A 15,100-nucleotide genomic window follows, 5' to 3' on the forward strand; every position below is an offset into this window, starting at 1 on the left:
ACGCGTTGGACTGCCGATCCGAAATGCGTTCGGACACCGGCGACACGGGACGGGCGTGAGGAGCGCCCCGGCGCAGACGTGCCTCGGTGCGTGAAGGGGAGACGCTCCGTCGATTTCCGCTTCTCGCCGCGAGAGGACGAGTCGATCAGCCGTCGAGGCGCGACTCGTCGCCGGTGACGCTGTCGACGATGACGTCGTCGTCGTCGCGCTCGGCGAGCCAGAAGAGCTTGCGGGCGTCGACGCCGCGCCCGAGGTCGACGTCGGGAGCGCTCCCGAGCGCGAACTTCCGCGCCGTCCACTCGAAGACGGTGTCGTGGGCGCGCTCGCGGCAGAGCTCCGCGGGGAGGTCGGCGGGGAGCACGAGCACGTCGTCGACGTCGTGCGATTCGACGTCCGGGACGGTGTCGGCGCGGAGGACGAGGTTGCGTGCGCGGTCGACGCTCGCGACGTACGACACCTCGCGCTCCGGGAGGAACGCCCGCTCGATCGTGGCGTTCGCCTCGTAGACCCGGTAGGGGTAGGCGACGGCGCCGACGCGGCCGTCGGCGTCCACGTCACCGCGCTCGACGTGCGGCGGGATGACGTCGAGGGTCGCGGACGCACGACGCGTGCCGGTTCGCGGGTCGGGCGCGTCGTCGGTGGGTTCGGCGGCCATCTACTCCTCCCAGTAGTCCGCGGCGTCGACGTGCGCGCGGATGGTGTCGGTCTCAGTGACGGCCTTCGGGGCGTAGTCGCGCCCGCCGTCGGTCGCGTACTCCGGGGTGTCCTCCTCGACGACGGCCGCGAGGGGTTTATCGAAGACGTCGAAGTGCTCGTCGACGCCCTCCGGGGGCTGGGTGAGGAGGGAGACGACGACGAGGACGAGGACGGAGAGGATGAACGCGGGGAAGAGCCCGTAGACGCCGAGGAAGTTCGCAACGAAGCCCGAGCCCTCGGTGAGGCCGCCGAGGCCGAGCGCGCCGAGGACGGTCGAGAGCTGCGTCCAGAGGATCATCGTCCCGGCGCCGACGATCATGCTCGCAGCGGAGCCCGTCGCGGTGACGCGCTTCCACCAGAGCGCGGCGATGAGCGTCGGGCCGATGGCGGCGCCGAGGCCGCCCCAGGCGTAGTCGAGGACGAGCGTGTAGATGGGAGTGTCCTTCGCGACGTACGCGAAGACGATGCTGCTGGCGCCGAGCGCGAGCGTGACGAGCTGGGAGTACCGCACGAGGGTCTCGTCGCTCGCGTCGGGGTCGACGAAGCCGTGGTAGACGTCCTCGACGACGGCGCTGGTGGCGACGAGGAGCTGGGAGTCCGCGCTCGACATCATCGCGGCGAGCGCGGCGGCGAGGATGATGCCGGCGAGCCAGCCGGGGAAGAGGTCGAGGGTGAGCATCGGCATGACGTTGTCCGTGTTGGAGATACCGCCGCCGAAGACGACGAGGCCGTAGAGGCCGACGAAGCCGGCGCCGATGTACGCGACGAACATGAAGAGCTGGGCGACGACGGCGGCGAGACGGATGTTCTCGACTTCGTCGATGCCCATGAAGCGCACCATCACGTGCGGGTTGCCGGGGATGCCGAGGCCGATCGCGGCGTAGCTGATGATGCCGAAGACGGCGGCCCAGCCGGTCATTCCGGCGGTGACGCTGGAGAGGCCGCCGCCCATCGCGGCGAGGTCGTCGAAGGGGAGTCCGTAGGTGGTGAACGCGAGGACGGGCAGGAGGATGAAGGCGGCGAGGATGATGGCGCCCTGGAAGTAGTCGGACCACGCGACGGCGAAATAGCCGCCGAGCATCGTGTAGCCGACGACGATGACGCCGCCGGCGAGGATCCCCACGAGCGGGGAGACGCCGGTGAGGACCTGGAGGAGGGTGCCGGCGGCGACGATCTGCGCGCCGACGTAGCCGCCCTCGAAGAGCATGAGCAGCACGGCGGAGATGCCCTTCACGAGGCCGGTGTCGTCCTGGAGGCGCGTCGCGAAGAACGTCGGGAGCGTGACGGCGCGGACGATCTCGGAGTACTTGCGGAGGCGCTTGGCCATGCCCGCCCACGCGAAGAGGTCGGCCGGGATCATGCCGAGGCCGTTGTAGAACGCCATGACACCGGTGTTGTAGGCGTCGCCGGGAACGCCGAGGGTGAGCCACCCGCTCATCTCGGAGGCGCGCTCGGAGAACCCAGTGACGACGGGGCCGACCTCGCGGCCGCCGATGACGTAGTCGTCGACGGTGTCCATCAACTGCGAGGAGTAGAGGCCGATCCCGAGGAGGACGAGGAGGTACGCGGCGAACGTGCCGAGCACCCACGTGCCCGCGGCGCCCGCGATCCCACTAGGCATGCTCGCCCTCCGTCTCGTACGTCTCGTGGAGGCGACGCCCCCGTCTGCCCTCCCAGACGTAGTAGACGACGAGCATCGCCAAGTACACGGCGAACGGCCCGAACAGGTATAACAGGGTAGTCGAGTTTCCGTCTGGCATCGTTCACCCGTCCGCCCCATCTATGTATAAATGCTTTGAATAAAAAGCCCATGTGGCGTGTTAGAGCGAGATATTTAGGATATAACTACACGTATGTCTAACTTCGGCGCGGGGTACGGCGCGCTTCTCCGACGCGTACCGGATAGAGCGCGGGCTCGAAGACACAGACGAGTCGGTCTGGTGCAGTCGGCGACGACTCGTCGATCGCGGAGCGAGTAGCGTCGCCGAGACGCTCGGCGATGAGTGAGAGTCGTTCGAAATCGATCGGGACGCCATCACCCACGTCGAGTTCGAGCGTCCCGTCACCGCTGCTCACGCGGGGGACTGCTGGCCAGCGAGACCGTCGTCCGCACCGAGGATGTGGTGGCCCGATCGATCGGCTCCATCTCTGCGTAGTGCTACCGTTCTCTGTCGCCACCAGTGCTGTTTTCGAGACTGTTTCTGATGTGGCCGCACGTACCGCCCGTTGATTTCCCCCGACTACTCTCGAATTCTGCTACCGCTTTCAGTGGGTGATTCGGAGTTCTCGTGGTCGTGGTCAGTGTCTCTTCGGCGCTCGCGAGTGTTGGTCCCCCAAAGGGATGAGGGATTCGAGACGACCAACGTCCAGTCCGACAGCGGCGAATCGACACCGACCACACCGATAGTTCCAGTCTCAACGCCCCTGAGGCGGTTCCTGCCCCCGAGCGCGAGCCCGTCAGCGTCGTGTGCAAGACTGGCGATGGACCCGAGTTCCGCACGTCCGACCACGACCCGCATAGCGAGACCGGAGCGTGCACGGCAATCGTCTCAGCTCGTTGCACTCACACTGTCAACGTATTCCCGTTGACACGCAACCACCGCCGACGGTCCGAGTAGTCCGGGAGCACCGTTCCAACGGCGTTCCAGAACCGATCCGAGTGTTGTGGATGCTTCGCGTGAACGAACTCGTGGACGAGGACGTAATTACGGAATCGAGGTCGTGTGCAGTCCTCGGCGTCGCGTTCTTCCCAGTAATCGACGGTACGGGTGTCTTCATTCACCGCGTCCATCGGGAGGAATGGGAACGAATCCTCGTTTGGCACGTCGTCGTTGGGATTCAGTTCGATCACGTCGTCGAAATAGTCCACCTCCCAGTTGTCGGCAATCTCGACCGGCATCGGCCCGATCCTCGCTTCTGTCGTCCCCACGTTGTCCCCGGGACCGGTCGTAAGCAAGCCCTGCATCAGGCCACGCTTCAACGCCTCCGTTTCCTCGATGATCTCGTCCGTCCGCTGAATTTGCTCATCAACTGTCGAGAGGATGTCGGCGATGCGGTGCTGTTCGGGGAGAGATGGGAGCGGGACGTGTAGACGCTCCTCAAACACGGCAGTAGCAGACACGCGACACCGGGCTGCCGACTGACAAAAAGCGCAGATGAGTGATGTCTCCTCTCTAGGTCGCGCTCTCGCTAGTCTCTCTCGACATCAGTGCCCGGGTTTGGCTTTGCGGTCGACTCCAGTCGCCGTTTGTGGGCCGCCCCTGACGGGCGCGGGGCGGCCCGGAGAGCCGTCCCGGACACGACCATGAGTAGCCGTATCTACGAGCGACAGTTCGACGAGGACGACGGACAGACACTGCCGACCGATCCGGGGTGCCCGGAGTGCGAAGGCGACACGGCGACCGACGGCGGCGAAACGGCGTGCGTCGAGTGCGGGCTCGTCATCGATGAGTACCGGATCGACCACCGTGGACGACTCTACACGGGGTTCGACGAGGAGGAGACCGTCGAGCGGACCGGCCCACCGCTCACCGAAGGCCGACACGATCGCGGGCTCTCCAGTGAGATCGGGTGGAAGCGGGATGCACGCGGGAACACGCTCACGTCGCGCAAACGTCGCCAGCTCGCGCGCCTCCGCACCCAGCATCGCCGCGGTCGACTGCCCCCGCGCTGTCCGCGAGTCCGCGTCCGCCCTCTATCCGGAGCGTCTCGCCGCCCACGCGCGCGCGGCGTCGACCCGCTCTTCCACGTGCCGACGGATAGCTATGCGATCATCAACCCCCACGACGTCTACACGCCTCTCGAAGCCGTCGTCGCCGAGGAGACAATCGACGTCCGGCCGCTCGGCGACGTCATCTTCGGCGCGATCAGACAGTACCGTGGTGGCGGCGAGGTCCACATGGACGTCCTCTTCGACGGCCTCTCCGTCACGCTCCCGGGGCGCGAAGAACCGATCGCGGTCGGGTTCTCCTCCGGCTACGACTTCTTCGGCGGCCACGCGGTCTACGTCGAGGGGTTCGCACAGGACTCCTACTGCGCGAACTCGATCCACGCGCTGACGGATCGCCGAACCGTCAAGCACGTCGGGGACGTCCAGTCCTTCGAGACCTGGTGGGAGCGCCTCCTCGGCCAACTCCAGATCGTCGCTGACGACCTCGCGGCCTTCATCACTGATGCCCGCGAGATCACGCTCGACCTCCGCAAGGTGCCCTTCGACGTCGAGACCTTCTACGCCCTCCTCGACTTCCCCGACTACCTCGCTGAGCGCGCGGCCAGCGACGCCCGTGCCGAGGCCGACGATCCCTTCGAGATCGACATGTGGACACTCCACTCGGGCGCGACGCACGCCCTCACCCACTTCTACACCGGTAAGGAGGGCGCGGCACTCGACCGGTACGTTCGGGTGGCTAACGACATCCTGTTCAACCCCGCAGGCACGCTCGATCAACTCACGCGGACGTACCGACAACAGGTGAGTGAGACGACGAGGGACGATGGTCAGACTGGTCTCGACGACCACGCCGCGCTCGCCCAAGTCGAACGCGTTGAGCGCGACCTTCGGGCCGACATCGAGCAGTTCGAGACGCGTGAAGCCGCGCTCCGAGAACGGTTCGCCCAGAGTGACTGAGAGGCAAGGTCGGGCCTCAGCCCCGTGGGATTCTACCACGTCGCGACACGAACCCTCCGTCGGGCCCGGGCGGTTAGTCCAATACGACCTCTCAGACACTGTACCTCTCGTTGACCAATTTGGCTATCGGACTGCTCTTAGTCGATTAGGATTGAGGGGTCGGATCAACTATACTGAGCGGAACTTCATCGAGAAGTGGTTTTACACCCTCAAAATGCGCGCCGACTACTGCCATAGCTCGTGGGTGGGCAGTCGGTCGAGTATACGCGAATAGCTTGAACGATTCCCGCACTACTACAACCGTTAGAGACCGCACCAAGATCTCGACGGAAAGACGCCAATCGAGGGGGTTCAGAATTAGACAGTGGCAATCTTCTGCCAATCCGCCATCGGATAATAAAACAATTCACTGAAAGCGTCACTCGTCGAGGCTTCGGGGGAGTGCAAATCCCGGTCAGTAGAACCGGCACCGATTCAACCGCACTCCAGCAAACCCCAGTGTGCGCTTGACACGCCTGATCGACGAGTACCTCATCGGGTGGGTCATCCTCGCCGTCCTCCTCGGTGTACTCGTACCATCGCTGCGCGTGGTGACGCAGGCGACCACACCGATTCTCGTCGTGATGGTCGGAAGCACCTCACTCCTCCTCTCGATCGAGGACGTCCGTGCGGTTGACCGACGCGTCCTCGCAGGCGTCCTCCTCGCACATCTCGCAATGCCGCTTCTCGCGTTCACCATCGCCACCGTCCTGGGACTCTCACCTACGCTTACGGCGGGGTTCGTTCTCCTCGGCGCGGTTACACCCGAACTCGTCTCCCCGACGATGACCGCGCTCGCCGACGGTGATATTGCGCTCTCCTCGATTTCGCTCGTCGCTATCGGCGTCGTGAGCGTCCTTTACACGCCCGCTTCCGTCATCACGCTACTTGGTAAGGCGGTCCACGTCGATAGCGGGCGCCTCGTCTCCGAACTCCTCGTCGCCGTCGTCCTCCCGATGGTGGCCGCAGTACTCGCCCGCTCGCGCTACGAGCGCGTCGTCGTGCACTACGACGACTACTACACGAGTATCGCGTCCGTGATGGTCGTCCTGATCATCGGCGGGGTCGCCGCCGCGAATGCCACCCATCTCCGTGCTGTCACTCCCCATCTGGCGCTCGTCGTTACCGGCGCGTTCACGCTGAACCTCCTCGGCTACGGCCTCGGGTGGAGCATCACACGCATCGCGGACGCGACGCCCGCCGAACGCCTCGCCGGGACGTTTTCCGTCGGAATGCGTGACTTCGCCGTCGCCGCCGCGCTCGTCGTCGCCGCCGGCTTCCCCGCAATTGCTGCGCTCCCCGCAGTCTGCTTCGGCATCGTCGAAATGGTGACCAGCGCCGCAATCGCGCAGTTGGCGACGCGCAACTGACCCGGAATCTGCAGAGGGTCGGAGTATCTCTTGGGGTGGACCGTCTGCGTCTCGAGACCATGGGGTCGTTGCACTCGGCCTGAATTTCAGTCGTGGGATTCCGAGAAGCGCCCTTGGAAATCATCCGCGGAGCGAGCGGCAGCTAGTGAGGCTGACAGTCTCTCGGAAGCCGAAGTCAATGACGAGACTGTGCGCTGCCGGAAGCGAAGGCGGGTGGCCGAGCGGGCGACGGCACGAGCGATTCCGAGATCGACGGACCTACTCGGGGTTCCCGGTGAGAGATGCCGCTAGAGGGAGTCCCCGCAGATTCTCACTCACCGTTGCCACGGTAGCCGATGAATGTCCAGTGGACGTGGTAGTCCCCGCCATCAAGTGCGTTGGTGATGTCGACTTGGTAGAGTGCTTGCTTGATCGCACCCGTCTCGTCTTCCTCGAAAAGAATGACTTCTGCTTCGTGGCGCGTGCGTTCAATGATGCTGTATCGCTCGACGTTGTCCCTGCCCCCGATTTCGTCGTCGAGGATTCCCTCGATAGAGGGAAGGGTATCCTCCGATTTATCATCTGTTCCCATATCACAGTATACCAGGTCCCCGCACATGAGATTTGCTGATTGCCAAATATGGGTGGTGTATTTTTCTCTCAGAGAAACCAGGCATATATAGGAGTTGTGTACTGACGACCGGCATCGGTAGGTATTTGTTTCGGCTCTTAGTACGGACGGGGCATGCAGGAGTCCTCTGCGACGATCGGCCGGGATCTCGGCCGAATCTTTCAGGCGTTCTCCGTGATGCCGCTGCTGTCGCTCCCGGTCACCCTCGTCTGGCACGAGCTCTACGCAGTTCCTGCACTCCTCGTCTCGGCGGTCCTTCCACTCGGAATCGGAACCGCACTCACCCGTCGGTTCGCTGGCGCTGCCGAGCCGGGGAAGCTCCACGGGATGATGATCGCGGCGAGCGGTTGGTTCCTCGTCGCCATCTTCGGTGCACTTCCGTTTCTCCTCGTCGCGTGGACACAGCGATTTGCACTCTTCGGGGCGCCGCTCCTCTCGGAGACGACGGCGGCACACCTCTCCGCGCTGAACGCAGTCTTCGAAAGCCTTAGCGGCTTCACGGGTACGGGACTCACGATGAGCGTGAACGAGTCCGAACTCCCGCACGTCCTGCAGTGGTGGCGGTCGTTCATCGAATGGATCGGCGGTGTCGGCGTCATCGTGTTGACGACGGCGATTCTCGCACGCCCAGGGTCGGGGAGCCTGACGCTTTACGAGTCGGAGGCACGCTCCGAGAAGATCCACCCGAGCATCGTCTCGACGGTCCGCACCATCTGGTGGATCTTCCTCCTCTTCACCGTCTTCTCCATCCTGGTGTTGTGGCTGGCGGGAATGCCGATGTGGGACGCAATCAACCATGCGATGACTGGGCTCGCCACCGGCGGGTTCTCGATCACGGACGGCTCTATTGCGACCTACGACAGCCCCCTCATTGATTTCGCACTTCTTCCCATTATGGTGCTCGGGAGCATCGCGTTCCCCGTCCACTACCTCGTCCTCCGTGGCGACCTCTCCCAGCTGTACGAGGACCTCCAGACGCGCTGGGTATTCGGTTTCTTCGGACTCCTGTCGGCATTCCTCGTCGCCATCATCTACAGCCAGGGCGTGTATCAGTCGACGGAGACGGTCACCTTCCTCGGTACCACGCTCACCGGGAACGCGGCGGCGCTCTTCCAGTCGGTCCGGTACGGCGTCTTCCAGTTCGTCTCGGCGGCTTCCTGTACGGGCTTCCAGACGGCCAACTCGCTCGGAACGCAGTGGTCGATGGCCGCGCAGGTGACGGTCGCAATCGGGATGGTAGTCGGGGCGGCTGCGGGGTCGACCGTCGGCGGCATCAAACTCGTCCGTCTCGCCACGCTCACAAAGGGGACCGCCTACCGCATCCGGAACGTCTTTCTGCCACAGACCGCCGTGACGCACTTCGATCTCGGGAACCGGAAGCTCGACGATCAGGAAGCCGCCCGGGAGTTCGAGGAGGCCGCCATCATCACGTTCCTCTGGTTCATCTTCCTCGCCGTCGGTGCGTTCGTCCTCATGCTCACCGTCGACTCGTCGTTCACGCTTCCGAACGTCCTCTTCGAGATCGCGAGCGCGCAGGGGAACGTCGGACTCTCGGCGGGCATTACCGGCCCCGAAATGCCGACGCCCGCGAAGGTGACCTTCCTCTTCAACATGTGGATCGGCCGCCTCGAGATCATCCCCGTGCTCGTCTTACTCCGCGGCCTCCTCTACCGCGAGGGTGTCTTCCAATGAGCCTCCGAAACTGGCCGGTCATCCGGCAGTTCCGCGAGTTCGGCGGTGACGACTCCATCGTGGACGCACTCATCGTCGTCGGTCTCGCACTCGTCGCCGCCGGCGCCACCCTCGGCCGGCATCCGGCCATTCTCGGTGCCGCAGCCCTCTACGTCGTCGCCGTCGCAACCTACCCCGTCTACCGTTGGGTGCGGCGGCCCTGACAGCATCGACTACGACTAACTCACAACCACACAATCCATGTACGTCATCATCGTCGGCGCGGGCAATATCGGCTCGCAAGTCCTTGAGCTAGCTGAACAGACACGGAACGAAGTCGTCGTCATCGAACGCGACCCGGACGTCGCAGACCGCGCCGGTCGCAGACACGACTGTCTCGTCATCAACGCGGACGCAACGGAGAAGGAAACACTCGAAGATGCAGGTGCTGCACAGGCCGACGCGATCATCTGCACGACCGACGAGGATGCGACCAACATCATGTGCCTCCTGCTCGCGAAGGAGTTCGAGATCCCCTCGCTCGTCACCGTCGTCCAGAATCCCGAGCACATGAACGTCTTCCGTCAGATCGGCGCGAACGTCCTCGAGAACCCGCAGCGTCTCATCGCCGAATATCTCTTTCGAGCCGTCCAGCGTCCCGCGATCAAGGACTTCATGTCCCTCGCCGGTGGGGCCGAGGTGTTCGAGGTCACGGTCACCGACACCGCACCCATCGCCGGGAAATCCCTCCACGAAGCCGACGGCGCCGACCTCATCCCGGAGGATGTCCTCGTCGTCGCCGTCGAGCGCGGTGAGACCGTCGTAACACCCCGGGGTGGGACCATCGTTGAGGCCGGTGACCTCCTCACCGTCTTCTCACGGGAAGGCGCGACAGACGGGATCCTCCGGACGTTCACCGGGACGGACACCGAGCAGTAAGCCGACCGAACGTGACGATGAAAACCGATAGACTGCACAGCGATCCGTCCCATCGGATAGATAACGATACCCACAGAGTACTTACTGATAGGTGTGTCTCATGAGGGCCCTCGTACGGCTGTGGGAACTGGGCGTCCGACTCGGCGAGGACGGGTTCTACGAGTGTCGTCACTGCGGAACCATCGTGGAGTCCGCGAGCGAGACGTGTCCGGCCTGCTGTTCCGAGGAGATCGCGAGAATCGACCTCCGCTAGTTCGATGCTGGAACCTCAGGCGTCCGCCTCGAACGGCTCGATGGCGACGCCGTCCGTACTGTAGCGTGAGAAGATGGTGACGAGATCGTCGGCTCGGATCTCGGTGAACCCGCGTGGAGTGATGATCTCGTCGTCGCGCTCGATGGCGATGACAAGCAAGTCCTTATCGAGGAGCCCGGATTTATTCGCCTCGGAGAGTGTGAGGCCGGCGATCGGTGAGTTTTCGTCGACAGTAAGCTCGATCACCTCGGCCCCTCCGGTGAGGCTGAGGAAGTCCCGCATCGGCGAGTTCCGCGGTCCGTCGCCTGGCCCGAAGTGGTCGAGCGGAACCGTCTCCTCCATGTGGACGATGTGTTCGTCCTCGATGTCGAGCCCGATGTCAGCGAGTCTCCGCGAGATGACCGTCAGCTCGTCGGAATTTGCGCCGATCGCGGTGACGTGGAGGTTTCGCCGACCAGCGAGGAGTTCACGGACGTTGACGACGCCCGGGATATTCGACACTTTCTTCGCTTGTTTCTCGCGGTCGGCGACTGGCGCGGTGCAGATGAAGAGGTTCTGCATCCAATTATCGCCCCGCTCGTAGTTGATAGCTGCGTGATAGCCAGTGATAACGCCTCGTTCCTCAAGCTGCTCGATACGGTTCCGAATCGTCGCACCCGAGACGTTCACCTCGTCGGCGATCATCGGTGCGGACGTGTTCCGTGCGTCCTCGACGAGACGATAGAGGATACGCCGATCGACTTCGTCCAACCGCTCCATATCGACGGTACGAGCCCCGAAGCTAACAGTCTTCGCATACCACCTCGGGGGCTCGTCTAGCTCGGCTTGGCTCGGCCACGCCGCGACGTTCGCGTCGTCGGGCGACTCGCGCCCTATCGACCACCGACATATTTCCTGAAACGAAACTAAACACCTCTTTTGTGCGTTATACGCAACTATCTGCTGTTTTTATATGGGTCGAGAGAAACGTCCGTATATGAGTACGTCGAGGCTCGGCGCGTTGGGCTATCGGTCAGACCCGATCTGTGAAGCCCGTATCGGGAGAGCCCACGAACGAACTCGCAATCTCACGCATCGAATAGACGTCGGAGCCTGCCCGGCACCCCGCTGTCTGAGCGGCCAAACTAGACAAGTCTCTCAACTGGGGGGACTCACGTGAGCGACGCGGCCTCCGGAGGGGCGACCACGGAGCTGTCCCGGGACATGAGCCTCTTCGACATCACGTTCATCGGTGTCGGCGCGATGATCGGTGCCGGCGTCTTCGCCCTCACGGGCTTCGCCGCCGGTATCGCTGGCCCCGCCCTCACCATCGCGTTCATCATCAACGGCTTCGTCGCACTCTTCACCGCCGTGAGCTACGCCGAACTCGGCGCCGCGTTCCCCGAGGCGGGCGGCGGCTACCTCTGGGTGAAAGAGGCCCTCCGGGACCCCAACGGCTTCTACGCCGGCTGGATGAGCTGGTTCGCCCACGCCGTCGCCTGCTCGCTCTACGCGGTGACGTTCGGGACGTTCTTCACTGTCCTCGCCGTCTACGCCATTCCCGGTCTCTCCAACCATTTCGTCCTCTTCGGCGTCCTCTCCCAACACTGGGCGGAGAAGATCGTCGCCGTCCTCGTCGTCATCGCGTTCGCGTACATCAACTACCGCGGCGCCGAGGAGACCGGGAAAGCCGGCGTCGTCGTCACGGGACTTAAGCTCCTCATCCTCGGTGTCTTCATCGTCTTCGGCGTGCGCGCCACGCTCACCGCCCCCCAGTGGGCTGGCAAGTTCCTCTCTAGCCCCATGTTCGCTCCGAACGGCGTCTTTGGGATCATCGGCGCGATGGGCTTTACTTACATCGCCTTCGAGGGCTACGAGATCATCGTCCAGTCCGGCGAGGAAGTCGTTGACCCCGGAACGAACATCCCGAAAGCCGTCTTCTACTCGCTCGCCATCGTCATACCCATCTACGTTCTCGTCGCCTTCGTCTCGATCGGCGGCATCACCGTCAACCAGCACATCATCGATCTCGCCGGTGTTGCGGGCACGCCCGCCGACTGGACGACGTGGCAGATCCTCGGCGAACTCGGTGAGCTCGGCATCATCCGCGCGGCCGGCCAGTTCGTCCCTTACGGCGTCCCGCTCCTCCTCTTCGCTGGGCTCGCCGCCACCGTCTCCGCGCTCAACGCAACCGTCTACTCCTCCTCGCGCGTCTCCTTCGCGATGGGGCGCGACCGCGTCCTCCCGCCTGTCTTCGACAACGTTCACCCGGAGAAGCGCACGCCACACATCGCGATCGCCATCTCGGCGGTGATCATTGTCGTGATGGCCATCGCCCTCCCGATCGAGTCCGTCGCCGCCGCGGCGGACATCATGTTCATTTTGCTGTTCGTGCAGGTGAACTGGACGCTCATCCGGATGCGCAAGACCCACCCGGACCTCCCACGGACCTACGAAGTCCCCTATATGCCGTGGCCGCCACTCATCGGCATCGTCCTCCAGTTCCTCCTCACGCCCTTCCTCGTCTACGAACTCGGCCTCCAAGCCATCGGCATCGGCACGAGCAACGAGGGATTGATCGCGCTCGTCACGACCATCGTCTGGATGGGGCTCGGTCTCGTCGTTTACTACGGCTACTCGCAGGCAAAGGAAGAAGAGCAACTCGAAGAGGAGACGCCGACTGTCGTCGTCGAGCAGGAACCCGCCGACCGGGAGTACCAGATCGTCGTCCCGGTCGCCAATCCGGAGACCGCAGAACAGCTCATGCACACCGCCATCGACATGGCGCGTGAGAACGACGGCGAAATCCTCGCGCTCAGCGTCGTCACCGTTCCCCAACAAACCCCGCTCGACGAGGGGCGCGAGTTCGTCGACGACGAACGCGAACTGTTGGTCCAGACGATGGAGATCGCCGAGGACGCGGACGTCCCGGTCAGCGGCACGATCAAGATCGGCCACCAGGTCTCCACAGCGATCCTGAACACGATCGAGCAACACGACAGCGATGCCGTCATCCTCGGCTGGCGGGGGCGCTCCCGGCGTCGCGACTTCGTCCTCGGGAGTAACGTCGACGACGTCGTCACGGGCGCGAAGTGTGACGTTCTCGTTGAGCGCATCGACGAGACGGTCCAAGACATTGAGCGAATCCTCGTGCCGACCGCCGGTGGTCCGCACGCCAAGCTCGCAGCCGAAGTCGCACAGGCGATCTCACACACCACGCACGCGCACGTTGACGTCGCCCACGTGGTCGAACCGGATGGCTCAGAGGCTGACCACGCGGACGCTGAAGAGCTCGTGGATACTCTCGTATCGACGCTCGCCGACGACGTCACGGTCGGAACGCGCGTTCTTGAAGGCAACGTCGTGGACGAAATCGTCGACGCGTCGGGAGAATACGACGTGACCGTGATCGGGTCGTCACGAGAAGGCCTCCTCCAACAACTCGTCTTCGGGGCCGTTCCCGAAGCTGTCGGCGAACGAGCGAAGGGCACGGTCATCATGGTCAAGCGCCACGGGACGTTCCGCTCGTGGCTCTCACGGTGGTTCACCTGGAAGTAGCGAGAATATCACGTCCACCAGCACGGTATCGGAAAACGAGCGACGGCATCATACGGACGCATCGCGCTCGTCCGCCTAGGCCAACTCGGCCCCGGAGCGAGCGTTATCGCCTTCGTTATCTACCTCGGATATGCATTCGTTTTGGGTGATCTCTCAGTCGGAAGCCGATCTTCTCACTCAGTCAGTCAGTTCCTGCCAACGTCATCCTTGGCGTGTCCGGAATGTCGGTGTACGTCCTGAACGGCGGTTTCAATCCCGTTCTGGGTTTCTACCGCGCTTCGACACCCCGTCAGGACGACGAGGTCGCCCGGTCCGACGGGTTTCAATCCCGTTCTGGGTTTCTACCGCGCTTCGACCACCCGCTTCCGAACCTCCCAGACCGGGAGGTGCGGTTTCAATCCCGTTCTGGGTTTCTACCGCGCTTCGACCCGTCGGGACCGACGACGTCGACGTCGCGCGTCCCGTGTTTCAATCCCGTTCTGGGTTTCTACCGCGCTTCGACGGTTCGGCTCGTCCGGGCCGAACTCACCCGACTACAGTTTCAATCCCGTTCTGGGTTTCTACCGCGCTTCGACTCGACGACTATCGCTATTCGTTCGACGCGCAACAGGTTTCAATCCCGTTCTGGGTTTCTACCGCGCTTCGACTCGGTTTCGCGATCCTGGCCGAGCGTCTGCGCCCCACGTTTCAATCCCGTTCTGGGTTTCTACCGCGCTTCGACAATAGTCCTGATCGCCGATCGACCACGAGAGATAGTGTTTCAATCCCGTTCTGGGTTTCTACCGCGCTTCGACGCCCTCCACCGACGTCGTCGAGCCGCCGATGCGCCCGGTTTCAATCCCGTTCTGGGTTTCTACCGCGCTTCGACAGGCCGACAACGACAACGAGGACGGTGCGCCGATGTGTTTCAATCCCGTTCTGGGTTTCTACCGCGCTTCGACAGCTCGCTCGGGTGCGTGAGGCGGCGAGCCAGTACGGTTTCAATCCCGTTCTGGGTTTCTACCGCGCTTCGACCGCATCCTCATGTCCAGCCGTCAGGGCCCCGGCAAGTTTCAATCCCGTTCTGGGTTTCTACCGCGCTTCGACCGAACCCGGCGGCTGACCAGCTCGTCGTCCGGTCGATGTTTCAATCCCGTTCTGGGTTTCTACCGCGCTTCGACGTCGGCGTCCTCGACGTCGTCGGCGTCGTCAAGCGGTTTCAATCCCGTTCTGGGTTTCTACCGCGCTTCGACGAGACGGCGAGCGGAAGCATCTCGTGGATCGAAGCATCCGTCTTTAGTTAAGCCTCACACCTCGGTTGTGTAGCGGTAGCGAGCGTCTCTTGTAAGATTGGTCGTCGCTTGTGGATCTTTTGAGCG

At 63.5% G+C, this 15,100-nt stretch carries 14 protein-coding genes, 1 pseudogene and 1 CRISPR repeat array; of the genes and pseudogenes, 8 read left to right on the top strand and 7 right to left on the bottom strand.

The genetic code is table 11. The features are described 5' to 3' along the window. Window positions 1-145: 145 nt before the first annotated feature. The 5 genes from J2754_RS14535 to J2754_RS16670 all read right to left on the bottom strand — a co-directional run bounded on the left by J2754_RS14535 (window position 146) and on the right by J2754_RS16670 (window position 3,817). Window positions 146-655, bottom strand: coding sequence for a hypothetical protein (locus J2754_RS14535; RefSeq protein ID WP_211087863.1), 510 nt, complete (start codon window positions 653-655; stop codon window positions 146-148). Continuing rightward, window positions 656-2,317 (bottom strand): sodium/proline symporter, encoded by a 1,662-nt coding sequence (locus J2754_RS14540; RefSeq protein ID WP_188879566.1) that lies wholly within the window; start codon window positions 2,315-2,317, stop codon window positions 656-658. Continuing rightward, on the bottom strand, window positions 2,310-2,456 hold the full coding sequence (locus J2754_RS14545; RefSeq protein ID WP_211087864.1) for a hypothetical protein: 147 nt from the start codon (window positions 2,454-2,456) through the stop codon (window positions 2,310-2,312). Before J2754_RS14545 ends, J2754_RS14540 begins: the two co-directional genes overlap by 8 nt. 97 nt (window positions 2,457-2,553) lie before the next feature. Beyond that, on the bottom strand, window positions 2,554-2,772 hold the full coding sequence (locus tag J2754_RS14550) for a hypothetical protein (RefSeq protein WP_211087865.1): 219 nt from the start codon (window positions 2,770-2,772) through the stop codon (window positions 2,554-2,556). 487 nt (window positions 2,773-3,259) lie between these two features. Beyond that, window positions 3,260-3,817 (bottom strand): YgjP-like metallopeptidase domain-containing protein, encoded by a 558-nt coding sequence (locus J2754_RS16670; protein ID WP_342590131.1) that lies wholly within the window; start codon window positions 3,815-3,817, stop codon window positions 3,260-3,262. Between the two features lie 183 nt (window positions 3,818-4,000). Between J2754_RS16670 and J2754_RS14560 the strand changes: the two genes are divergently transcribed. From J2754_RS14560 to J2754_RS14570, 3 genes and pseudogenes are all read left to right on the top strand, one after another. After that, a complete protein-coding gene (locus J2754_RS14560; protein ID WP_211087866.1) occupies window positions 4,001-5,323 on the top strand; it encodes a transcription initiation factor IIB family protein in 1,323 nt (440 codons plus the stop codon). Between the two features lie 79 nt (window positions 5,324-5,402). Continuing rightward, window positions 5,403-5,630, top strand: a pseudogene (locus tag J2754_RS14565) (transposase domain-containing protein); the annotation flags it as partial. A 193-nt stretch (window positions 5,631-5,823) separates the two neighbouring features. After that, on the top strand, window positions 5,824-6,732 hold the full coding sequence (locus tag J2754_RS14570; protein WP_211087867.1) for a bile acid:sodium symporter family protein: 909 nt from the start codon (window positions 5,824-5,826) through the stop codon (window positions 6,730-6,732). A gap of 310 nt (window positions 6,733-7,042) precedes the next feature. On the opposite strand, the gene J2754_RS14575 is transcribed toward J2754_RS14570, so the two are convergent. After that, entirely contained in the window at window positions 7,043-7,303 is a 261-nt protein-coding gene (locus J2754_RS14575) for a hypothetical protein (protein ID WP_188879558.1), read from the bottom strand. A gap of 153 nt (window positions 7,304-7,456) precedes the next feature. Between J2754_RS14575 and J2754_RS14580 the strand changes: the two genes are divergently transcribed. The 4 genes from J2754_RS14580 to J2754_RS14595 all read left to right on the top strand — a co-directional run bounded on the left by J2754_RS14580 (window position 7,457) and on the right by J2754_RS14595 (window position 10,205). Next, window positions 7,457-9,034, top strand: a complete 1,578-nt coding sequence (locus J2754_RS14580; RefSeq protein WP_188879557.1) for a TrkH family potassium uptake protein — start codon at window positions 7,457-7,459, stop codon at window positions 9,032-9,034. Beyond that, window positions 9,031-9,237 carry a hypothetical protein gene (locus tag J2754_RS14585; protein WP_188879556.1) on the top strand — a complete coding sequence of 69 codons (207 nt, stop codon included), beginning with the start codon at window positions 9,031-9,033 and terminating at the stop codon, window positions 9,235-9,237. Before J2754_RS14580 ends, J2754_RS14585 begins: the two co-directional genes overlap by 4 nt. Before the next feature lie 37 nt (window positions 9,238-9,274). Further along, on the top strand, window positions 9,275-9,952 hold the full coding sequence (locus J2754_RS14590; protein WP_211087868.1) for a potassium channel family protein: 678 nt from the start codon (window positions 9,275-9,277) through the stop codon (window positions 9,950-9,952). A 100-nt stretch (window positions 9,953-10,052) separates the two neighbouring features. Then, window positions 10,053-10,205, top strand: a complete 153-nt coding sequence (locus J2754_RS14595; RefSeq protein ID WP_211087869.1) for a hypothetical protein — start codon at window positions 10,053-10,055, stop codon at window positions 10,203-10,205. A 15-nt stretch (window positions 10,206-10,220) separates the two neighbouring features. Here the strand turns inward: J2754_RS14595 and J2754_RS14600 are convergent, their stop codons facing one another. After that, window positions 10,221-10,964 carry an Lrp/AsnC family transcriptional regulator gene (locus J2754_RS14600; protein WP_188879554.1) on the bottom strand — a complete coding sequence of 248 codons (744 nt, stop codon included), beginning with the start codon at window positions 10,962-10,964 and terminating at the stop codon, window positions 10,221-10,223. Between the two features lie 444 nt (window positions 10,965-11,408). Between J2754_RS14600 and J2754_RS14605 the strand changes: the two genes are divergently transcribed. Then, window positions 11,409-13,742, top strand: coding sequence for an amino acid permease (locus tag J2754_RS14605; RefSeq protein WP_211087872.1), 2,334 nt, complete (start codon window positions 11,409-11,411; stop codon window positions 13,740-13,742). 246 nt (window positions 13,743-13,988) lie between these two features. After that, a CRISPR array of direct repeats spans window positions 13,989-14,974; the repeat unit is 37 nt; unit sequence GTTTCAATCCCGTTCTGGGTTTCTACCGCGCTTCGAC. Window positions 14,975-15,100 lie beyond the last annotated feature (126 nt).

This window comes from Halarchaeum nitratireducens (genome assembly GCF_017874695.1).
Classification (GTDB): domain Archaea; phylum Halobacteriota; class Halobacteria; order Halobacteriales; family Halobacteriaceae; genus Halarchaeum; species Halarchaeum nitratireducens.

What these genes read in the sequence shown, in the direction of transcription:
- J2754_RS14535 (WP_211087863.1), bottom strand. Translation starts at nt 655, where the DNA reads ATGGCCGCCGAACCCACCGACGACGCGCCCGACCCGCGAACCGGCACG.
- J2754_RS14605 (WP_211087872.1), top strand. Translation starts at nt 11,409, where the DNA reads ATGAGCCTCTTCGACATCACGTTCATCGGTGTCGGCGCGATGATCGGT.
- J2754_RS14580 (WP_188879557.1), top strand. Translation starts at nt 7,457, where the DNA reads ATGCAGGAGTCCTCTGCGACGATCGGCCGGGATCTCGGCCGAATCTTT.
- J2754_RS14575 (WP_188879558.1), bottom strand. Translation starts at nt 7,303, where the DNA reads ATGGGAACAGATGATAAATCGGAGGATACCCTTCCCTCTATCGAGGGA.
- J2754_RS14595 (WP_211087869.1), top strand. Translation starts at nt 10,053, where the DNA reads ATGAGGGCCCTCGTACGGCTGTGGGAACTGGGCGTCCGACTCGGCGAG.
- J2754_RS14600 (WP_188879554.1), bottom strand. Translation starts at nt 10,964, where the DNA reads ATGGAGCGGTTGGACGAAGTCGATCGGCGTATCCTCTATCGTCTCGTC.
- J2754_RS14590 (WP_211087868.1), top strand. Translation starts at nt 9,275, where the DNA reads ATGTACGTCATCATCGTCGGCGCGGGCAATATCGGCTCGCAAGTCCTT.
- J2754_RS14560 (WP_211087866.1), top strand. Translation starts at nt 4,001, where the DNA reads ATGAGTAGCCGTATCTACGAGCGACAGTTCGACGAGGACGACGGACAG.
- J2754_RS14585 (WP_188879556.1), top strand. Translation starts at nt 9,031, where the DNA reads ATGAGCCTCCGAAACTGGCCGGTCATCCGGCAGTTCCGCGAGTTCGGC.
- J2754_RS14540 (WP_188879566.1), bottom strand. Translation starts at nt 2,317, where the DNA reads ATGCCTAGTGGGATCGCGGGCGCCGCGGGCACGTGGGTGCTCGGCACG.
- J2754_RS14545 (WP_211087864.1), bottom strand. Translation starts at nt 2,456, where the DNA reads ATGCCAGACGGAAACTCGACTACCCTGTTATACCTGTTCGGGCCGTTC.